The organism is Afipia sp. OHSU_II-C1 (genome assembly GCF_000497575.1).
Classification (GTDB): Bacteria; Pseudomonadota; Alphaproteobacteria; order Rhizobiales; family Xanthobacteraceae; genus Afipia.
Genome location: NZ_APJI01000012.1, coordinates 31096 through 50887, shown reverse-complemented (window position 1 = coordinate 50887; position 19792 = coordinate 31096). Strand labels below are relative to the sequence as shown.

Here is a 19792-nt window from a genome sequence, read left to right as displayed (position 1 = left end):
TTTACTTTCCGCCGCTCAATGAGCGAACGGGAACAACTTCCAATAGGCTTTGATGAGGTGCCAACGATGGATGAGCCCCTTTGGCTCAAAGATAAGAAATAAAATGATGACCAAGCCGATCGACGCTTCTTTTGCGAAGTCGAGCGAATTCGACGCATGGGAGATAAAGGGCAATCCCGTGCCTTTTAGCGCAGAGACGATGAACTCGAGCACTTCGGGCAGTAAGACAATGAAGATAGCACCCATCAAAGTCCCCATTACGGAGCCCAACCCCCCAATGATGATCATTGCGAAGAATTGAATTGATAGAAGTAGGTTCACGCTCTCAGCAGAAACGAAGCCGGTAAAGTGAGCCATCAAACCACCCGCGACGCCCGCATAGAACGTCGAGATTCCGAACGCGAGAATCTTGTAGCGTGTGAGGGGAATGCCCATGATTTCCGCGCTCAAGTAATGATCGCGAATCGCAACAAAGGCTCTGCCTGTTCGTGATCGAAGAAAATTCGCAGCAAATAGAGTCAAGATCACGAGGTGAGCCAAAACGACGTAGAAATAAAGTCGATCACCTGAGAGTTGATACCCGAACAGCGCGTAAGGCTTCGCAAACGCACCTGCCGCTCCGCCGGTGAACCATTCTGCACGCGAGAAGAAATCTTCAAGTAAATATTGTGCGGCGAGCGTTGCAATCGCGAGGTACAAACCCTTAATCCTCGCGGCGGGTATGCCAACAAACATGCCGATGGCGGTCGCGATCAGTCCCGCCAGCGGTATCGAAAGCGGAACAGGAATCGAGTATCGGTTCGAGAGATAAGTCGAACCGAATGCGCCAAGACCAAAGAACGCGCCGTGCCCGAGTGATATCTGGCCGCAGAAGCCAGTGAGAATATTCAGGCCAAGCGCAGCAACAGCATAAATGCCGATGTAAATCATAAGGGAGAGTTCGTACCGCTGCAGAAACAGCGGACAGAGCATCAGCAGTAACACTCCCACGACGCAGGCAATTGTCCCTGCCCGGCTCGGGAAGATCGTTTTATCCGTAAGATAGCTTGTTCGAAAATCACCGCTCGGGCGAAGCACCGACACCGACATGCTCAGATCCTTTCGATGTCACGAGTGCCGAACAAACCATACGGCTTGAACATGAGAATGATGACGAGGACGTAGAACGGCACGATTGTGTAGAGGTTGCCGAAGTGAAGATATTGGCCATCCAGAAACTCTGCGAAATTCTCGAGCAGACCGACGATTATGCCGCCGACAATGGCGCCGATGATCGAATCGAGCCCACCCAGGATGACCGCCGGAAAAACTTTCACTCCGACGGTCGCAAGACCAGAAGAAACGCCGTTGACCAGGCCAACAAAGACGCCTGCCATCGCTGACACAAAGGCAGAAATTGCCCATGACAGCGCAAACACCTGCCTAATCGACACACCCATCGATTGGGCAACCTGCTGATTGAACGCCGTTGCCCTCATGGCGAGGCCAAACTTTGAATATTGGAAAAAGTATCCGAACAGTCCCAGTAGGATCACTGCGAGAACAGCACTGGCGATGTAGGGAACTTCAAGATTCAAACCGAGGATCGATACCTTGTCTACGGGAAATACGGGCGGGAATGACCTTGGCGAAACTCCAAATACTCCCTTCATGATAGACTGGAGAAATACGGACAAGCCCACGGTGACCATTATGAGTGAGATCAGCGGCTCGCCAATCAAAGGCTGCATAATCACTCGTTGGATCAAAATCCCAAGCACCGAACAGAACAGTCCAGTGAGCAGAAATGCTGCCCAGAATGGAATTCCATAATTTGTCACGATGGTCCAGCAAATCCAGGCACCAAGCAGCAACAGCTCGCCCTGTGCGAAGTTGATGACCCGGGAGGCCTTGTAAATCAGGACGAACGACATCGCCACCAATCCGTAAAGAATTCCGACCATAACGCCGTTGGCAAGATAGATGAGCAGGAGGTCGAGTCTCATGCTTGCACTCCTGAATTAGCAACACCCAGCGACGGATTCTGTGACGTAGAGACCGGTCGGAGTGTTTCAATTGTTACTTGCGTACGGATTCGCTGGGTTCGGCCGTCTTGCAAATTGATAGCGGCATCCACGTCAACCAAGTCCCGGCCATCGTAAAGAGCATCTATCAGGAAGCCGTATTTCTCCACAAAAGTGCCGCGCCTAACTTTGCGCGTTCGCGTAAGTTCGCCATCATCCGCGTCGAGCTCTTTATAAAGCAGAAGAAACCTCGCGATTTTGAGATGGTCCGGAAGCTTCGCGTTAACAGTCTCGATTTCAGCACGTATAAGTTCGCGCGTTTCTTTTCGGGCGCTCAGGTCAGAGTAGCTATTGAATGCAATTCGGAGACTCTCGGCCCATTTTGACAAAATTGAAAAGCGTATACAAACCACAGCGACAATGTAGTCGCGGTCCTCCCCCAACGCGACGCACTCGCTGATATACGGCGAGAACTTCAATTTATTCTCCAGATAGAGAGGGGAGAAGCGGACACCCGACCTCATCTTCGAAAGGTCATTGATGCGATCAACGACAATGAGGTGTCCCTTGTCGTCGAAATAGCCGGCATCACCCGTTAGCATCCAGCCGTTTTGAATTGTCTCTGATGTGGCCTTCTCATTTCGGTAGTAGCCCACAAACATTCCTGGATGGCGTGCCAGAATTTGCCCTAAACCAGTTGGATCAGGAGCTTCAATGCGCAAATCCACATTGCGGAAGCCCTTGCCAACCGTATCAAAGTCTACATCTTGGCCGAGATGACCGCAGTAGACGCCGGCCAATTCGGTCTGCCCGTAGAGCTGACGCAGCGGAACTCCGATCGCGCGGAAAAACCGAAAAATCTCCGGCCCCAGTGGAGCACCACCTGTGGAAGCCGATCTCAATCGCGCCATGCCCAAGCGATCGCGGAGCGCGCGACCCAGAAGGAGGTTCGCGAGAAACGACGTTTTCCCGTCATTGACCGCTTTCTCGCCCCTCTTCAACGCGAAATTATAAATCAATCGCTTAAGCCACGTAGAGTCGAACATGCGCGCGCGGATGTCTGCCGCCATCCCCTCCCACATGCGCGGTGGATACAGCACGCAGGAAGGGTTGATTTCTCGCATATCAAAAGACGTTGTCTCTTCGTCCTCCACGAAATTCAATTTGATGCCGGAAATCAGCGGGTGGGCGACGGCATAGACTTGCTCGCCGATCCAGGATAGCGGAAGGACCGAGACGTAATCATCTTCCGTGAACTTCGGATCCGATTCCAGAAACGCTAGCGCATGCTGCAGAAACGGGCCGCCCCGGAGTATTGCTAGTTTCGGATTGGAGGTCGTACCGGACGTAGTGCAGAGAATGGCGTCGTCATCCGGGCGTGTCGACGCAACCAGATTCACAAATATTGCCGGATCCTCCGTGTGCGCTTGCTCTCCCGCCGCCATCAGCCGATCCATCGAGACGAGTCGGGGATCTTTGTACTTGCCCATCCCCCGGAGGTCGCAAACCACGATGTGCTCGAGCTTCGGTAGTCTGCCCCCCAACTCTACAAATTTGTCGGCTTGTTCTTCATCTTCAACGACGACGACGCGCATTCCGGAAAAGCCCGCCAGATAGCCGACCTCCTCAACAAGAGAGTCTTTGTAGATGCCCAGACTTAATCCGCCGACGCTATGAATCGCTATTTCCGATAACCACCAAAGCGGGCGATTTTGTCCGACAAGGCCGACAACGTCTCCACGGTTGATCCCAAGCGACGTTAATCCGAGCGCAATCGTCCTCGCGATCGAAAGGGCCTGTGACCAGGTATGCTCGTGCCAGATGCCTAGCTTTTTTTCCCGTATAGCGACGGCGTCGGGCCAGTCATCGGCATTCTTTGCCAACAAGCGCGGCAATGTTGCATATTGATCGGGCAATCCGCCAGCAAAGCGAACTGCTCGGGGATTAGATCGATTCTGCGCCAAGATAAGCCTGCCTTACTGTAGAATTAGTGAGCACATCTGCTGGAGTACCCTGCGCGATGACCTCTCCGTAATTTAGGACCAACACTCGATCGGAAATGTCCATAACGACACCCATATCGTGCTCGATCATGATGATTGTCGTTCCTCGCTCGCGACTAAGTTCTACAACGAACCGCGCGATGTCTTCCTTCTCTTCGAGATTCATTCCAGCCATTGGCTCATCAAGTAGGAGCAAGCGCGGTTCGATCGCCATGGCCCGTGCCAGCTCGACGCGTTTCCGCAATCCGTAGGACAGCGACCCGGCCATCGCGTGACGAACGTGTTCGATCTCAAGAAATTCTATAAGCTCTTCCACTCGCCGGCGATGCGCCGCTTCTTCCTTCGCCGCACCGGTGAGCCAGTACAAACCCTCGGTTAGGAAGTTGGACCGCATCAGGTGGTGACGGCCGACCAGAATATTGTCGAGCACCGTCATATGTGAAAACAGCGCCAGGTTTTGAAACGTGCGCGCAATCCCTGACTGTGCGCGGCGAGAGGCTCCGAGCGAGGTCAGTGATACACCTTCGAACCGCAGCTCGCCCTGCGATGGCTTGTAGCGGCCGGATACACAGTTCAACAGTGATGTTTTGCCGGCACCGTTCGGTCCGATGATGGAGAATAGTTCTCCCTTCCTGACGTCAAACGAAACGTTCCGAAGTGCCTTCACGCCTCCAAAGGTGAGCGAAATGCCCTCTCCGACCAACACTTGCGCCCCGATCCGCGGCTCGATGACGGACGGCTGTCCCGGCCAAGATGCAGACGTCGAAGGACCAACCGAGCATGATAACACACACGGCTTGTTGTCGAATGACTCATCGTGTCGTACTTCACTGTACATGGTCGCATCCCATGAGCACACAACACGCGCCATACCATTGGCTTTTTAAAACCTTCATTTCGCTTCCTCGAATACGGCCCTTTTCGGACTCTTCTTCTAAAGGATCACCTTGATAGTTCGCTCATTCAACGTTTAGAAAATTGGGGAGATCGACGTTGCTCAAAAGCTGAAAGCCCCTCGATGACGTCCCGGCCAAGTAAAACAGATGCCGCGCGATCAATCTCAAGCTCAAGTCCTGCGGATAGGTCCCCATCTATACCCTCGCGAGCGAGATGCTTCATCGCCGACATGCCATCGCGGCTACGTGACGCTAGCTTCTTGCAGTAAGCGAGCGCGCAGCCATTGAGATCAGCATCATCGACGATGTAGTTCACGAGTCCCCACTGCAAAGCGGTCTCTGCGTCAATCCAGCGAACCCCAAGAAACATATCAAGAGAGCGTCGCAAGCCGACTATTCGGGACAAACGCTGGCTGCCTCCCCAACCTGGAATGAGGCCAAACTGCCCATGCTGGTCGCCGAAACGAGCACTGCGTCCTGCAAACACGATATCCCCGGCAAGAAGCAGCTCCATTCCGCCGGCCAGCGCGAGCCCCTGCACCGCGACAACAACCGGAAGAGCCGATCGCTCAAGCTCCACCAAAACATCATGACCCGACCTGAGAAATTTCTCGATCCGCTCACGGCTTGCCAGTGAAGTGCGAACAACAGTCAGATCAGCGCCAGTGCAGAAATTCTTGCCTTGTGAGCGAACAAGAATAGAGCTGATCGAGCTCGAACTTTCGAATTCGTGCAGCGCCTTGGAAATGGCATCAAATATGTCAGGGGATAACGCGTTGAAAACTTCGGGCCGCGATATCTCAATGATCCCGACGCTCTCATCAACTAGCGCATTCACCTTAGGTGTCGACTTATCCATCATTGCATCTCAGGTGGGTTGATACGTAATCAACCACCTTAATTTGAGGACTTCACCGTAGAGGTATCACGCTGACGATTTCTCTCGCACATGCACCATAATCGTCGCCTTGAAATACTACGTATTTCAATTACTATACAACCAGTATGTTAAATGTAAAGCGTGCCAACACTTGAATCGGGAGCTATGTTCATGCCTCAAGCATCAAGCAAGCCTGTGATAGTGACCAGCGGCGGAGGGGGCATTGGTCGCGTTATAGCGACGCGCCTTTGCGCCGAAGGATACAGAGTTGGGATAATTGACGCTGACTTTGGTGCGGCCGAAGAGACAGCACGGATCTGCGCGTGGGATCTGTCGCGTCATGCTTGGGTATTGCAGGTTGAGGTTCATGATCGTGCCCAAATAACCCGCGCCATTGATCAGTTCGAGAAGGAAGCGGGCCCATGCGCGCGATTGGTGAACCTAATGAGTTGGAGCCAACCGTCGCAAGACACCGAAGCTGGACGTGAAGCTTGGAACAGTGTCGTTAGAAACAACGTCTACGGTCCACTCAATATGCATCACGTCATCGTACAACGGCTTGTCCGAAGGGAGGCCGGACGCATCGTGAATGTATCGGTGGCCGATGCGAGCTCTCCCGATCATATGGTTCATACCGCTTGTAGAAGTGCGATTTCCTCCTTCACCAACAGCACGATTAAGGAACTCTTCGTTTCTGACATTGCTTTCAATTGCCTCACCGTGAGCTTCGGAGGTCATTCCCCCTTCGAATTATCTACTAGTGCTCACCCAACACTCCCCTACGCACTGGAGCAGTTTGCATTGAGAGGTGATTACCCCGGAGCGGTAGCATATCTGCTCAGCGACGAGGCAGCGGGTATAACGGAAAGAGACATCAGTATTTGGGCGCCGCGCAAAGAGGACAAGCCTACGACGACTAAAAGGAAGTCTGGGGTGCGCTGATCAGGTAGCGGTGAACGGAGACGCCAGAAATCAAATAGATAAGCCGATATACAGGGCGAATTAATCCGACACAGCATACGCGACATTGAGTAGGACGAAAATGCAAACAAGCGTACACTACGACGATCAAGAGACAGCTGATATTACACGCCGAGAGCTGGATATTTTTGGCCGTTTGCCCGCCGTTGTCGAGCAAGCGGCTCGATCTCCGCTTTACGGCGGTCGGCTGGAAACAACTGACGCCAAAAATGTAAAGACTCGAACGGACCTCGCCCAATTACCGATACTTCGGAAGGCAGACCTGCCAATGCTGCAGAACGCAGTACGGCCATTCGGAGGAAATCTGCTAGGAAATAGCTTATCGTTCAGCAGGTTTTTTGCATCCCCAGGACCGATCTTTGAACCCGAGAAAGATATGCCTGACGCGTGGGGCGGTGCACGCGCGTTGCATGCAGCCGGTTTTCGTGCCGGCGACCTGGTTCTGAACACTCTAAGCTATCATCTTACACCTGGTGGATTCGCAATCGATTCAGCGGCACGAGCTCTCAGATGCATTGTGATACCCGCCGGACCAGCGAATAAGGACCAGCAGCTCGATACTATCAGTTCCCTCCGTCCCATCGCATATTGTGGGACACCTGATTTTCTAAAGCTCTTACGTGACGCCAGTGAGGAAAGAGAACAGGGAAGCTTCTCGATCCGAAAGGCCGTCGTAACAGGTGCGGCCTTTCCCCCTTCCCTTCAAGCGGAGTTTTCCGCTGCAGGTATTGAAGCTTTCCAAGCTTACGCCGCCGCTGAGTTCGGTATCATCGCTTTTGAGACGCATGCTCGCGATGGCTTGACAGTCAATGAGAACCTGATTGTTGAAATCATTTCTCTTCAGACCGGGAAACCTGTCACCGAGCAGGGCGAGATTGGAGAAGTCGTCATAACCAGCCTCGACGCAGAATACCCGTTGCTCCGCGTGGCGCTCGGAGACCTCAGCGCTTTCCTGCACGGACCGTCGGCCTCCGGACACACCAACCATCGGATCAAAGGGTGGTTGGGCCGTGCGGACCAAGCGACTAAGGTAAAGGGAATGTTCGTACGACCAGATCAGCTGGCTGCCCTTGCTCGAAGGCATCCGGGTGCCGGAAAGATGCGGCTCGTCGTCAGTCGCAAGCAAGAGACAGACGAAATGACGCTCTTGGTAGAGCGCTCGACTTCCAACCTTTCAGAACTCGAACTCGAAGCGAGCCTTCAGGAACAAACAAAACTGCGTGGTACAGTGAAATTCGTCGAGCGCGGTACCTTGCCGAAAGACGGTAGGATTATCGCTGATGAGCGGCCAATCCATTAGCGATGGTAAACTCTAGCCCGGCTCGCGGATGTGATCCTTGGCATCTCAATCAACATCGGCTTCTGTGCGGAGAAAGGTCGGTGTCCGCGCGATAATGGGCCGCCATCGCGCTGCGATGGTTTTCGCCGACCCTCTTTACAACTTGTGCATATTAGTTCTGTGCAGAATCGCGGCAAAGATCAAGCACCGGGAGTTCGTTGCAGCGTCGGGAGAAATGTCTTCAGCTCAGTTCACAGACTTCCTTGTCGGGTGTATGCATTTAGCCGGAATATTCGGATCTGCGAGCGAGGCAAGACCTTCGAAATTGTGCGTAGTTCCTCCAAAAGCGAAATAAGCCAAATGATTCGCCTTTAACTGGAGATATCTGCCAGCAGGAGACGAGGCAGACATAACTTTCACGGGATGATCGAGGCGAACCTTGTTTTTTGGCTCGACCTACCTATCACGATCTCCCCCCAATCGCGTTTAGATAAAGCTGAAGGACATTGCTGGCCTCTTTGCGAAAATTCGAACTGCGATTGGAGGTTGCAATTTGAAAGCCGAGGCCACGGATGCAGCAGAAGAACAGGGTAACTGCTGCACGATGATCAAGCTTGTCATCGACCGCTTTCGACTTAATGGCCAGCCTCAACAACAAGAGAATCTCTTGCTCGTAACGTTGATGCAGCATCTGCGAAATTTTCTGCACATCGGAAAACTCGTGACGCAGGCTGTCCGACATCATGATCCTGACAACCGCAGGATAACGGCAAAAAAACTCAATCGCCCCCAGGAATATCTCTTCCAGCACGTGTAAAGCCTCGTTGGGAGCGACTTTGGCGTGAGACCGGATCCAAATCTTGTCGAGTTCGGTTCCAAGCCAAAGGGCAGTCGCGGCCCATAAATCCGCCTTGGTCGAGAAGTGCTTGAAAATCGTCGCCTGCGATACGCCGGCAGTATCGGCAATCAATTGCGTGCTGATCTCGCCGGGGCTGCGCTTGGAAATCAACGACAGAAGAACTCTTACGATTTGTTCGCGACGCAGATCCGCCGACATTTTCTTGCCGACGCTGGATTTGGATGCAACACATGATGTTGCCTGAACGGCTTTCCCTTCCAGAACGGCCTTCCCCCTGAGAGGCAAGCTTTGCAACGACCGGGCATCAACAGCACGTGCCAATTTGACCTCCAGTAAAATCGCTCAAGCCTCACAGAATCTATTTTGGTAGCAGCGGTCGCGTACCAGATGAAACTCAAGCAGCGTTCGTGGCGATTCAAATCTCCTGCTTGCTCATCTTTCCATGTTCCAACGCTTCGGTTCCGGATTTCGCCCCATCCCTCCTTGAAACCAGCCGATAGAACAGCGGAATGAAAAACATGGCGATGAACGTCGCAGCAAGCATGCCGCCGATCACACCGGTGCCGATCGAATGACGACTGGCGGCGCCTGCGCCACTCGAAATCGCGAGCGGAACGCAACCAAGGATGAAGGCAAGCGACGTCATGATGATCGGACGGAAGCGCAGCTTCGCCGCTTCGGCTGCAGCCTCCATTGCGCTGAGCCCCTCCTGACGTTTCAACACCGCAAACTCGACGATAAGAATCGCATTCTTGGAGGCGAGCCCGATCAACGTCACCAGACCAATCTGGAAATAAACATCGTTGTTCAATCCGCGCAGCCAGATAGCAACCAGCGCACCGAACAATGCAAAGGGAACGGCCAGCACGACCGCGAACGGAAGCGACCAACGCTCATACTGTGCGGCGAGGATCAGGAATACCATGATGAGACCGAAAATCAGCGCCTGACTACCGGTTCCTCCGGTTGCGATTTCCTGATAAGCGGATCCCGTCCATGCGATCTGGTAGCCCGCAGGCAACGTGTCACGCGCCACCTCCTGCATCGCCTTGATCGCTTGTCCCGACGAATACCCAGGCGCCGGGCCACCGATTACCTTGGCGGAGGCAAATGCATTGAAGCGATCGACCTGATCGGGCCCAATGATCCGGTCAACACGCAGCAATGTATCTATCGGAATCATGCTGCCCGACGTCGACTTCACAAAGACCTGCTTAAGATCCTCAGGTCGCTCGCGGAAATTGGCTTCCGATTGCAGATTGACCTGATAATTCCGCCCGAAAAGCGTGAAATCATTGACGTAGAGACTGCCAAACGTACTCTGCATGGTCTCGAAGAGCGAGGCAATCGGCACGCCGAGCGCTTTGGCCTTCTCCCGGTCGAGATGAATCTTGTACTGAGGCACATTGCTGACAAACGTGGTCTGCACGCCCGCCAACTCCGGCCGTTTCGAAGCTGCCTCGACAAGCTTTTGCGTCGCGTCGATCAAAGGTTGCGGGCCCGCTCCACCGCGATCCTGCACGAATGCTTCAAACCCGCCGGTGTTGCTCATTCCCATGATCGGCGGCGGTGTAAAAGCAAGCACCATCGCATCCTTGACGGGGCCATTGAGCGAAAAGAACGACTTCGCCAGTTCAGCGGCTGACAGCGACGCGTCGTGCCGTTCTTTCCAGTCCTTCAACTGAACAAAGGATACGCCTGCGCTGGGCTTCTGAACACCCGCGAGCAGATCGAAACCGGAAAAACTGATCACATCGCTGACGGAGGTCCGTTCCATGATGCTTTTGTTCACGGCGCTCATGACATTCTGGGTCCGCGTTAGTGACGCGGCAGGAGGCAGCAGCGCGACGGTGAAAACGCTGCCCTGATCTTCATCGGGAACAAGCGCACCCGGAATCCGCACGAACAGGAAACCGGTGACCGCGATCAAAAGAGCGCACAATCCAAGCCCGAGCACGGCACGTCGCAGAAGAAAGCGGACGCCAGATGTATAGCCTTCGGTAATCCGGTCGAAGAGCCGGTTGAACCAGCGGAAGGGCGCCGCCGGCTCATGGTGTCCTGGCTTCAAGATCAACGCGCAAAGAGCGGGGCTCAGGGTGAGTGCCACGATGCCGGAGATCGTCACGGAAACCGCAATGGTCACCGCAAACTGCCGGTACATTTCGCCCGCAAGGCCACCCATGAATGCGACCGGGATAAACACCGCGCACAACACGAGCACGATGGCAACGACCGGTCCTGTGACTTCCTGCATCGCCTTGATGGCCGCTTCCCGCGGCGGCAGTTTCTCCGTCGTCATGATGCGCTCGACATTCTCGAGCACGACAATCGCATCATCCACGACAATGCCGATTGCAAGCACCAGGCCGAATAACGTCAGTAGATTGATCGAGAATCCGAGCACATACATTCCCGCGAACGTACCCAAGATAGAGACAGGCACAGCCAGGACTGGAATGAGGGTCGCTCGCCAATTCTGAAGGAAGATGAATACGACAATGACGACGAGAATCATGGCCTCGATAAAGGTTTTGACAACTTCCTCGATCGAGACTCTGACGAAAAGCGTCGTATCGTAAGGAATCGAGTAGCCGACACCCTGCGGAAAGTTTGTCTTAAGTTCCGCCATGCGAGCTTTGATCGCGTCGAGCGTTCCGAGCGCATTCGCGCCAGGTTGCAGATAGACGCCGATCGGCACAGTGGGCGAGCCATTGAGCGTAGCGATGAACGAATAATCCTGGGCACCCAGTTCCACCCTGGCAATATCCTTGAGCCGCAAGGTCGCCGCGTTCGCATCTGCCCGTATGATCACGTCTTCGAATGCCTTGGCGTCGGGCAAGCGCCCTTCCGTGTTGACCGAGTATGTAAAGGCGAGATCGTTCTGCGAGGGTTCCTGGCCGAAACGGCCAGCGGCAAATTGCGCGTTCTGCTCGCGGATGGCGGTTGCAACATCACCGGGCGTCAGATCGTATTGGGCAAGCTTGTCCGGCCGCAGCCACACACGCATCGAATAGTTCTTGGCACCGAACAATGATGCGTCGCCTACGCCTGGAATGCGTTTCAACTCGTCGATCACATTCAGAAGTGCGTAGTTGCTGAGATAGATCGAATCGTAACGTGCGTCGCTGGCCGACATCGTGATCAACGCCAGGATCGAACTTGACTGCTTGTTGACGATCAGACCCTGCCGCGTCACCTCGGCCGGCAATGTCGATACAGCGCGTTGCACCCGGTTATTGACGTTGATCGTCGCCTGATCCGGATTTGTCCCGATCTGGAAAGTCACCGTGAGACGCATGGTCCCCGAACTGGAGTTCGTGGACTGCATGTAGAGCATGTTTTCGACGCCATTGATCTGCTGCTCCAGCGGCGCTGCCACGGTTTGGGCGACGGTTTCGGCGCTCGCGCCCGGATATGTCGCCTGCACCACGACTTGGGGCGGGACGATCTGCGGGTACTGCTCAACCGGAAGGACGCGCATGGCGACCAGGCCGGCGAGCACAAACATAATGGCGATAACAGCCGCGAAAACCGGACGATCGATGAACGGATTTGCTTTCATCGTTGGGCGGCCTTTGTTTTTCCATCGTCACCGGATGTCGCGACAGTAACGAGGGCTCCTGGTTTGACCTTGATAACGCCTTCCCTGATGATGCGATCGCCCGCCTTGAGGCCCTTTTCGACGATCCATCCCCCTTCAACTTCACGACCGATCGTAACCGGACGGACGGAAGCCTTGTTTTCCGCATCAATGGCGTAAACGAATTGACCTTGCGGCCCCTGCATAACCGCAGCCTGCGGAATAACGACCGTTTCATGTCGCGTGATGCCTTCAACGGAAACACGAACAAATTGACCGGGACGTAACTTGCTTTCCGGATTTGGCATCACTGCGCGCGCACGAACTGTGCCGGTCTGCAAATCGAGATTGCTGTCCGTGAAGTCAACGTATCCTTCGCGGTCGTAATTTTTTCCGTCTCCGAAGCTGATCTTCACTTTCAGCCTGCCGTCCGCGGGTCTCTTGGCTTCGCCGGTATCGATGAGCCGGCGGATTTCGGTCGCTTCCGTGTCCGTGAATGAAAAGTACACGTACACGGGATCGAGTTGGCTGATGCGTGTCAGAAGGCTGTTGTCGGCGCCGGTGCCGACAAGGCTGCCTTCGGGCAGAACGCGAAGGCTGATGACGCCCCCGATGGGAGCCGCAATCGTCGTGTAGCCGAGATTGATTTCGGCCGTTTTCACCAGCGCCTCTGCGCCGGCTACGCTGGCCTGCGCCAATTCATACGCAGACACGGCATCGTCGCGCGCTTTCTCGGTTCCGAACTGTCGCTGAAGCAACGTCGTGGCGCGTTCCGCATCGCGTTGCGTGCGCGAAATCTGCGCCCTCGTCTCTTGAAGCTGCGCCTTGGCGCGCGCCAACTCTGCTTCATAAGATGCCGGATCAATCCGAAACAAGATATCGCCCGCCTTGACCGTCGCTCCCTCGACAAACGACTTCTCCTGGAGAATGCCCGACACACGTGCCCGTACTTCCACCTCACGGAAAGCAGCAATCCGCCCGGCATATTGGAACCGTAGCGGAACCGCTCCTGCCTTGATTTCTGAAACGCTAACACTCGGTGGACGCGGCGCCGGGGGGGCCGCGCGGTTATCGCAACCAGCGGCGGTGAGTGCTATCAAAAGTCCAAGCGGGAGGAGAAAAATGTTTGCCATCAATGACCTACGAAGTTTTAGCGAGTAATTAGCTACTTGCAATAAATTATATATACATACATGAAGGTATGTAAAGAGGTGAGATAGAATGGCTCGACGGACCAAGGCAGAGGCTGAGCAGACACGCGAAAAAATCCTAGACGCTGCCGAGCAGCTCTTTTTCATTCGCGGCGTTATGCAGACTTCCCTGGAAGAGATCGCTGAGGAAGCAGGTGTCACGCGAGGCGCGATCTATTGGCACTTCTCTGACAAGGTCGCTTTGTTCAAAGCTCTCCACGAGCGAGTGCGCTTGCCACAGGAAGACATGGTGAACCGAACTGCCGCAGAAGGTCATCCTGATCCGCTGGGATTTCTCGAGCAAATTTCACTGGACTGCATAAAGATGATTACGACCGACGCGCGGTTGATGCGGGTCTATGCAATCCTTCTTGTCCGATGTGAGTACGTCGGCGAAATGGCTGACGCCTTGAAGCGTCAGCAAGATGCAGACGCTGCGCTGCGGAACAGCTTCATCCGCATCTTTACGATGGCGCGCGAGAACGGTTCGCTTAGTCCGAAATGGACGCCGCAGATTGCTGCACGCGTTTTTGAGTCAATGATACGCGGCCTGTGGACGGACTGGTTGCGTTACGGCCAAGACTTCGACCTGATGGGGCTCGGCGCGCAATGTGTTTCTGAACTTTTCGCATCATTCAGAGCAGGGAAAGGCTAATTGTTGAGTTGCTATCCTACAGCATAACCGCCCGAAATCCGTTTGCTCATTGCATTTTAATATACTGACTGATTGACTCTTCCCGAAACGCAAGTTCTTGCGAGTAAGCATGAGAGGTTGCAGCACGGCCTGCCTGCTTCAATCCATGTGGCGCCACTGAAGCCGCTGTCAATTCTTGATTCAGGAAATGATGACTGCGGTATCTGAATTGATTTATCGTCAGAAACGTATGAAAAATATATGGCGGAAGTTCAACATTCCTACCGGTACCGTATCGCGAGGCGAAAATCATCCTTGCTGCGTCCCCGCTTTGACGTGTAACGTTCCATAACCCATCATTACGCGAATCTGGAATGTACACGCATCCAGCCATGGCCGAGTTGGCCCGATACAGCTAGAGAACGGCAGATCCTACTACGATCACTTGCTCAACGTATTTGGGTGAAAATGGATGGGCAAATAGCCTCAGCTAGAACACCTCATCGGTTCGATGTCAGGTGCGAAGATGCGGTATCATCATAACCTCGCGCGCGTTCTTCCGGACATCGCCAGCCTCCGCAACCTCGATTGCATCAAGCTGCGATGGCTGCGCCGCGGCTGATGTTTTGTAGGATAAACCGGGCGCGATAGAGAAGTTATCAAAGGTTAGGATTTCGGGCGCGCGGACGTTGCGGCGGTAGAGTTCGAAGCACTCGATCTTGTCGTCATTGCCCTGTAGTTCAGCCGTGTTCCCGACGATGAGAAAGCTCCGGGGTTCGATGGAATACGCCGTCTCGCCGGTATCCGTGCCCCGGCTATCTTTCAGAGTGACGCGGAAGGGCTTTCGGGCGAACTCGAAGGTGGTCTTTTGCACCTGCGTAACTGCATTCGACACTTCGGCGGATACGCCCCAACATCCGGGACGGTAGGGATCGCCACGGCGAAGAGGATCCGTCGTGTCCTTCTTGGTTTCAACGAAGACGAACTGATTGACTTCGGCACGGGTCCGCATAAGCGCGTCGGCGGTTTTGCCGCTGCGGTCGAATTCGTTGCCGGTGGTCCGCGCCGTCAAAGTGTCCGATGCCCGATCTAGCGAGACGTAGTTGAGGCCATGCCCAAATATCCATTGGTTCGCCTCGAAGAAAGCTTGCCAATCCTTCTCCGGCGCGTCGGTGCTCATGCGCTGTTCGAATTCCGCCAAAAGTCGCTCTTGTCCTGAACTCAAAAGGCGGACACTGCGAACTTGCATCGCGTGGTTACATCGAACTCGCCGATCACTTCTTCGCCTTCACCAGCGATAGTCGCGTAAGTTCCGGCCTTGCCCGGATGCGTGTAGAGCCTATCGGGCAGGTAATTCACTAAGTATCCAATGTCCTCAGACATGATCGCTACACCCCTTTCGGGACAATGATGTGCATGATGTCCCGAATACGTTGAACAAGGCGAGAGGGCATGGCCAGTTCTCAATCCCTTCTGGCGCGGACAGCGACGATCTGAATTTGGCGTTCTGCCGCAAAGCGCTCGGCCCGCCCGATTGCTTCTGCCATACGCCAGTCGAATGGCCCTGACCCGCCGAAGTCTTTCTCGGCGCTGTCGTAGAAGTATCCTTTTTCTACCCCAACGTGGTCTCGATGGATGACCACGGCCACATGTCGCTCTGACGGGATAGGATCGTTTGGTCCCAGATAAACGGTCGTCACTATTCCTCCAAATCTGCAAAACTCCACTAAGGGGGGTCGGCGAAATCTTATCTTACACGCGCGGCGTAATGCGCGTGGCAGTCCGAATGTCAGCTATTTGCGTGCCAATCGCCTGTAGACTTTGGCGCATGTCATTGAAGACGGGCTTTTCCGCCTCCGGATCGCTAATAGTTAGAATTGCCGTGAAGGGAACACCCCCCTCTGGCATCACCTCTCCAGCGCGGGTGAGATACTCGACAAATAGTCGCCAGTTCGACGAAGGACCAACTCCCTGCGGAAAGGTCTTGGCATGGACCTTCACTGGACTCCATTTCAGGTCATGTTCGATTAGCTCTGCCTCGACCGCCGGCGATTCTCGTGAAGATGGAAGATAAAGCGGTTCGAGCCGACCCTTCCATTTGCCCTCCTCCTGCTCCTGCTGCAGGATGGCATTCACGTTGACGCGGACGAACTCGGAACCGAACCGCGCATCCAGAGGCGGCGTGGATACGAGCGTGAGCTTGGCCCGTCCTCGGCATTTTCCGCCAGGCCCGACCAAGGACGCTGGCCACGGGAAGCGGAAATTGATCTGCTGGCCATGCTGGATACGCGAGGCGAACACCAGGGTGATAGAATGATCGCCTGTCTCCAGAATACGTTCAGCAGACGGCGGCATCCCGAAACCGACAAGGTGCCGCGCCACTGGCGCCAGCATTTTCGGGCGCAGTGGTTCTGGAATCTCTGCGTGGTGGACCAGCAAACCGATGAGCGTTTCACGAGAGACTTCGCCCTCGATGGCATGGTCGAGGACTGCTGCCGTCTTGGCGACCAAAGGCGAGGCATAGCTGGTGCCGCAACCATCGATCACTGTTCCATCTGGAAGGATGGAGAAAAGGCCATGTCCCAGCGTCGCATGCTGGGTACCCGCGCCTCCGATATGGGCAAGGTCGGGCTTTCCTCCTGACCGAAGTCCAGGTCCCCGACGGCTGAAGCGGGCTGGGGCAAATGGTAAGCAACCGCTGTGCCCCAACGGATTTAATGCCGCGACGGCAACATTTCTCGCGCTTTCTGCTGGTGTCAGGAGCCCATCGTTTCTTGCAAGCGCAAGGTTGGAAAGGGCCGCCGCTGCATCAGCCGGCCACTCCGGGCGAAGGTCTTGCGGCTGAATGTTTCCGGCGGAAATGAACACGACCGCGTTGTTTTCTTCAGCAATCTGGTCGAGTCGGATCGCATGTGGGCTGTAGCGATCTGCTGCCGCGGGTTGAAGGATGTTCAGACTCATATTAAAGACACGCACGCCATGTCGTGCCCGCGCATCGGCGACAGCCGCATCCATCTCGTCGAAGAATTGCGGGAGGCCGCCCGAATAGTAAGAGGCAAAAGCCCCGGCTTTCTGCTCATTTGGGAAGACGGCCACGTCAACCAGTTCAGCCCCGTCGGGCTCCGGGCAGTTCTCCGCGCCATTAATACCGGCCCCCGCGACGGCGAGTCCGCCGATGAACGTGCCATGGGATAGATCCATGTCTTCGTCGGCCAAAACGTCCCATCGATCGATAACCCAGTCGGCCAAAGCCTGGCTTATGCCGCCATCGATGATGCCGAGTCTCGGATGGGTCCTGCCACTATCGCGAACGGGCATGACCGCCTGAGCTGGTCGAACGCGCCCCGGCGTTGTCGGGCGAGCAGAACGCACCACGATGCCAGGTAACTCGACCCGTCGGACTAAGGGATGCTTGTCCAGGAAAGCCAGCAACCGGCTGTGATGCTGAACGTTCGGGTCGAATGGCGCAGGCTCGCGGCGTTCCTTCGATGACACGCTCGTCAGTCGCAGGATGGCACCATCTCCCGCTTGGTCCAGGCGCACGGAAAGCATCGGGAGGCGCTGCCGCCAGGTTGGCAGACGCTCGACTGACAAACTTTGTTCAAGGGTGTTGAAGCCGGCGACGAAGGACTCGACCAGACGCCTGTGAGCGGGGTCGAGGCGATCCCATTCGGCACGCGGTGGCAGAACGTCGAATAACTCGACTTGATACCCGCTTCCCGTCATGGGATTGGCCAGCCAAACGACAGCCTCCTCGACCGAAAAGTTGCGTTTGTCTGAAGCGCCATAGAGTTCGATCCGGTCGATCGCTCCCGTCTCGCTCTTTTGCGCCGAGGGGTTCGGCACCTCTTTTCCCTTTTTCTCGTCGTAACGCATCCTGGTCTGCGTTTCGGCTTTAGTAATTTCGGCTTTCACCTGCGCCAACGCCGATGGCCGGCCTTCGACAATCATCACGCCGAGATCTCCACCCCCGATTACGGGCACCCGATCACTGCGAAAGAGTGCTCCAACGGGTCGATGGCTCTTCGCCCAGGCATCCCGTTTAAGAATGACCTTGATGTAGCCGATCGGTCCCTGCGCTTGCGCGGAAAGAACCCCGGAAATGGTGTCGATCTGCTCGATCAGGGCTGCCTTGTGCGCGCCAAATTCTCGATCCCGGTGAGCGAAGAAATCTTTACGTCCGCCGCCGCCGCCTGCCTCTCGGGCTTCCTCATAATTGTCCGGATTGAGGACAATCTGGATCGGACTAGCCATTATTCACACCCCCATCGGCTTTACTCGCCTGTCGACCAAGCTGGCGACTTACGGTCGATTTGTCCCGCCCCGCGATTTCGCCGATGTCGGCCATTGAAAATGCGAGAATGGGGTCGTCACGCATGGCCCGAAACAGGTTTGCGGGATCGTCGAACAATAACGTTCGGCGTTCACTCTGAATGCGGGCCGCGTTGAGCGTCGCAAATTGGCGGAGTGTATCCAGCAATCCCCGTCGATCATCCTCGCGAACCGTGGTGGCCTTTTTGTATGTCCGCACCAGCGACTCGATCTCCGCTCCAGTGGAACCTTCGGTGAACCAAGCAATAAGACGTAGATGGCTGTCCGGCGCCTTCACCGGCGGCATAAACATGGCGGCGATCGCCTTCCGCACCTCAAAATCGGGCTTGGGGATCTCAAGCTGAACCTCGAAACGGCGCCAGACCGCGGGATCAAGCAGCTTCGAATGATTGGTGATGCCGATCGTCAATCCAATGTTCTGCCGAACATCGAGATTCTGGAGAAGAGCATTCACGACACGCTTGATCTCGCCGACCTCTTGCGGATCATCACGTACCTTTGCGATTGCGTCGAACTCGTCGAGTAGAAGGACGCAGCGATAACGATTAGCGAATGCGAAAAGATTGCCAATATTACGAGCGGTCGTTCCAAGAAATGAGGAAACGAGCCCATCTAGCTTCACGAGAACCACAGGAAGCTCCAATCTGCGGGCAATCCAGAGGGCTAGCCGTGTTTTACCTGTACCGGGCGCTCCGTAGATCAAACAAGTCTTTGAAGGCATGATATCGACGGTGGCGAGTGCCTCGAAGTCCGTCCATTCATCAACGATCGTCCCGACTGCCTGCGTCACGGTCGAATTGAAGAGCGGGGGCGCTCCCTCGACTTCCGATGGAAAGATGATCTCCGCCAAGGCAGCGGCCGTTTCACGGTCGACAGGAACCGGTGTGTTGCGGCCCAACGTCTCGCCGGACAGGCCAGCGCGAGAACGTTCAATTCGGCTGGGAGCCATTTCCTTGAGGCGCTCTGCCGTTGCAAGAATCCCAGCGAGCGAGGCCGCTTGCTTTTCCTCGCCATCCTTGGCGAGGGCATCCTTAAGCCGCTCGATTTGCTTGCGCAGCGCTGGCGTTGGTTCGCCCATCGCTGCCCGACATAGCGCTTGAATAATTGAAAAGTGCTCCATGCGCTCCACTCACTGCCTGATGCGCCATCAGCATC

At 55.1% G+C, this 19792-nt stretch carries 16 protein-coding genes; 3 read left to right on the top strand and 13 right to left on the bottom strand.

Translation table 11 applies throughout. From position 1 onward, the window contains the following. Nucleotides 1-15 precede the first annotated feature (15 nt). The 5 genes from I554_RS0113025 to I554_RS0113005 all read right to left on the bottom strand — a co-directional run bounded on the left by I554_RS0113025 (nt 16) and on the right by I554_RS0113005 (nt 5761). Nucleotides 16-1089 (bottom strand): branched-chain amino acid ABC transporter permease, encoded by a 1074-nt coding sequence (locus I554_RS0113025; protein WP_024577632.1) that lies wholly within the window; start codon nt 1087-1089, stop codon nt 16-18. A gap of 2 nt (nt 1090-1091) precedes the next feature. Then, nucleotides 1092-1985 (bottom strand): branched-chain amino acid ABC transporter permease, encoded by an 894-nt coding sequence (locus tag I554_RS0113020; protein WP_024577631.1) that lies wholly within the window; start codon nt 1983-1985, stop codon nt 1092-1094. Then, nucleotides 1982-3967 (bottom strand): AMP-binding protein, encoded by a 1986-nt coding sequence (locus tag I554_RS0113015; protein ID WP_196812820.1) that lies wholly within the window; start codon nt 3965-3967, stop codon nt 1982-1984. The genes I554_RS0113020 and I554_RS0113015 overlap by 4 nt, the downstream gene beginning before the upstream one ends. After that, the gene (locus tag I554_RS0113010; RefSeq protein WP_024577629.1) at nt 3948-4709 is read right to left on the bottom strand and encodes an ABC transporter ATP-binding protein; all 762 of its coding nucleotides are present in this window, start codon (nt 4707-4709) and stop codon (nt 3948-3950) included. The genes I554_RS0113015 and I554_RS0113010 overlap by 20 nt, the downstream gene beginning before the upstream one ends. Before the next feature lie 260 nt (nt 4710-4969). Further along, nucleotides 4970-5761: an enoyl-CoA hydratase/isomerase family protein gene (locus tag I554_RS0113005; protein WP_029659819.1), complete on the bottom strand. Its 792-nt coding sequence runs from the start codon at nt 5759-5761 to the stop codon at nt 4970-4972. Between the two features lie 192 nt (nt 5762-5953). On the opposite strand from I554_RS0113005, the gene I554_RS0113000 reads away from it, so the two are divergent. After that, on the top strand, nt 5954-6724 hold the full coding sequence (locus tag I554_RS0113000) for an SDR family oxidoreductase (RefSeq protein ID WP_192817791.1): 771 nt from the start codon (nt 5954-5956) through the stop codon (nt 6722-6724). Between the two features lie 100 nt (nt 6725-6824). Continuing rightward, nucleotides 6825-8063, top strand: coding sequence for an AMP-binding protein (locus I554_RS0112995; RefSeq protein WP_024577626.1), 1239 nt, complete (start codon nt 6825-6827; stop codon nt 8061-8063). 442 nt (nt 8064-8505) lie between these two features. Here the strand turns inward: I554_RS0112995 and I554_RS0112990 are convergent, their stop codons facing one another. The 3 genes from I554_RS0112990 to I554_RS0112980 form a co-directional block, all read right to left on the bottom strand. Further along, nucleotides 8506-9222, bottom strand: coding sequence for a TetR/AcrR family transcriptional regulator (locus I554_RS0112990; protein WP_152527714.1), 717 nt, complete (start codon nt 9220-9222; stop codon nt 8506-8508). Nucleotides 9223-9316: 94 nt separating this feature from the next. Further along, nucleotides 9317-12463, bottom strand: coding sequence for an efflux RND transporter permease subunit (locus I554_RS0112985; RefSeq protein WP_024577624.1), 3147 nt, complete (start codon nt 12461-12463; stop codon nt 9317-9319). Next, entirely contained in the window at nt 12460-13656 is a 1197-nt protein-coding gene (locus tag I554_RS0112980) for an efflux RND transporter periplasmic adaptor subunit (protein WP_244432747.1), read from the bottom strand. The genes I554_RS0112985 and I554_RS0112980 overlap by 4 nt, the downstream gene beginning before the upstream one ends. A gap of 46 nt (nt 13657-13702) precedes the next feature. Here I554_RS0112980 and I554_RS0112970 point away from each other — a divergent pair, with 46 nt between their 5' ends. Next, on the top strand, nt 13703-14326 hold the full coding sequence (locus tag I554_RS0112970; protein ID WP_024577622.1) for a TetR family transcriptional regulator: 624 nt from the start codon (nt 13703-13705) through the stop codon (nt 14324-14326). Between the two features lie 493 nt (nt 14327-14819). Here the strand turns inward: I554_RS0112970 and I554_RS0112965 are convergent, their stop codons facing one another. The 5 genes from I554_RS0112965 to I554_RS0112950 all read right to left on the bottom strand — a co-directional run bounded on the left by I554_RS0112965 (nt 14820) and on the right by I554_RS0112950 (nt 19757). Next, complete coding sequence (locus I554_RS0112965) at nt 14820-15506, bottom strand: Shedu immune nuclease family protein (RefSeq protein WP_024577621.1); 687 nt, start codon at nt 15504-15506, stop codon at nt 14820-14822. A 20-nt stretch (nt 15507-15526) separates the two neighbouring features. Beyond that, nucleotides 15527-15664, bottom strand: a complete 138-nt coding sequence (locus I554_RS27290) for a hypothetical protein (protein WP_155848265.1) — start codon at nt 15662-15664, stop codon at nt 15527-15529. Nucleotides 15665-15768: 104 nt separating this feature from the next. Next, nucleotides 15769-15954, bottom strand: a complete 186-nt coding sequence (locus tag I554_RS0112960) for a hypothetical protein (protein WP_024577620.1) — start codon at nt 15952-15954, stop codon at nt 15769-15771. Between the two features lie 103 nt (nt 15955-16057). Next, the gene (locus tag I554_RS0112955) at nt 16058-18559 is read right to left on the bottom strand and encodes a S8 family peptidase (RefSeq protein WP_024577619.1); all 2502 of its coding nucleotides are present in this window, start codon (nt 18557-18559) and stop codon (nt 16058-16060) included. Continuing rightward, the gene (locus tag I554_RS0112950; RefSeq protein WP_024577618.1) at nt 18552-19757 is read right to left on the bottom strand and encodes an ATP-binding protein; all 1206 of its coding nucleotides are present in this window, start codon (nt 19755-19757) and stop codon (nt 18552-18554) included. The genes I554_RS0112955 and I554_RS0112950 overlap by 8 nt, the downstream gene beginning before the upstream one ends. Nucleotides 19758-19792: the final 35 nt, after the last annotated feature.

Bases quoted from the DNA above. Each gene is read 5' to 3' on its own strand.
- I554_RS0113025 (WP_024577632.1), bottom strand. From the start codon at position 1,089: ATGTCGGTGTCGGTGCTTCGCCCGAGCGGTGATTTTCGAACAAGCTAT.
- I554_RS0113020 (WP_024577631.1), bottom strand. From the start codon at position 1,985: ATGAGACTCGACCTCCTGCTCATCTATCTTGCCAACGGCGTTATGGTC.
- I554_RS0113005 (WP_029659819.1), bottom strand. From the start codon at position 5,761: ATGGATAAGTCGACACCTAAGGTGAATGCGCTAGTTGATGAGAGCGTC.
- I554_RS0113000 (WP_192817791.1), top strand. From the start codon at position 5,954: ATGCCTCAAGCATCAAGCAAGCCTGTGATAGTGACCAGCGGCGGAGGG.
- I554_RS0112995 (WP_024577626.1), top strand. From the start codon at position 6,825: ATGCAAACAAGCGTACACTACGACGATCAAGAGACAGCTGATATTACA.
- I554_RS0112985 (WP_024577624.1), bottom strand. From the start codon at position 12,463: ATGAAAGCAAATCCGTTCATCGATCGTCCGGTTTTCGCGGCTGTTATC.
- I554_RS0112970 (WP_024577622.1), top strand. From the start codon at position 13,703: ATGGCTCGACGGACCAAGGCAGAGGCTGAGCAGACACGCGAAAAAATC.
- I554_RS0112955 (WP_024577619.1), bottom strand. From the start codon at position 18,559: ATGGCTAGTCCGATCCAGATTGTCCTCAATCCGGACAATTATGAGGAA.
- I554_RS0112950 (WP_024577618.1), bottom strand. From the start codon at position 19,757: ATGGAGCACTTTTCAATTATTCAAGCGCTATGTCGGGCAGCGATGGGC.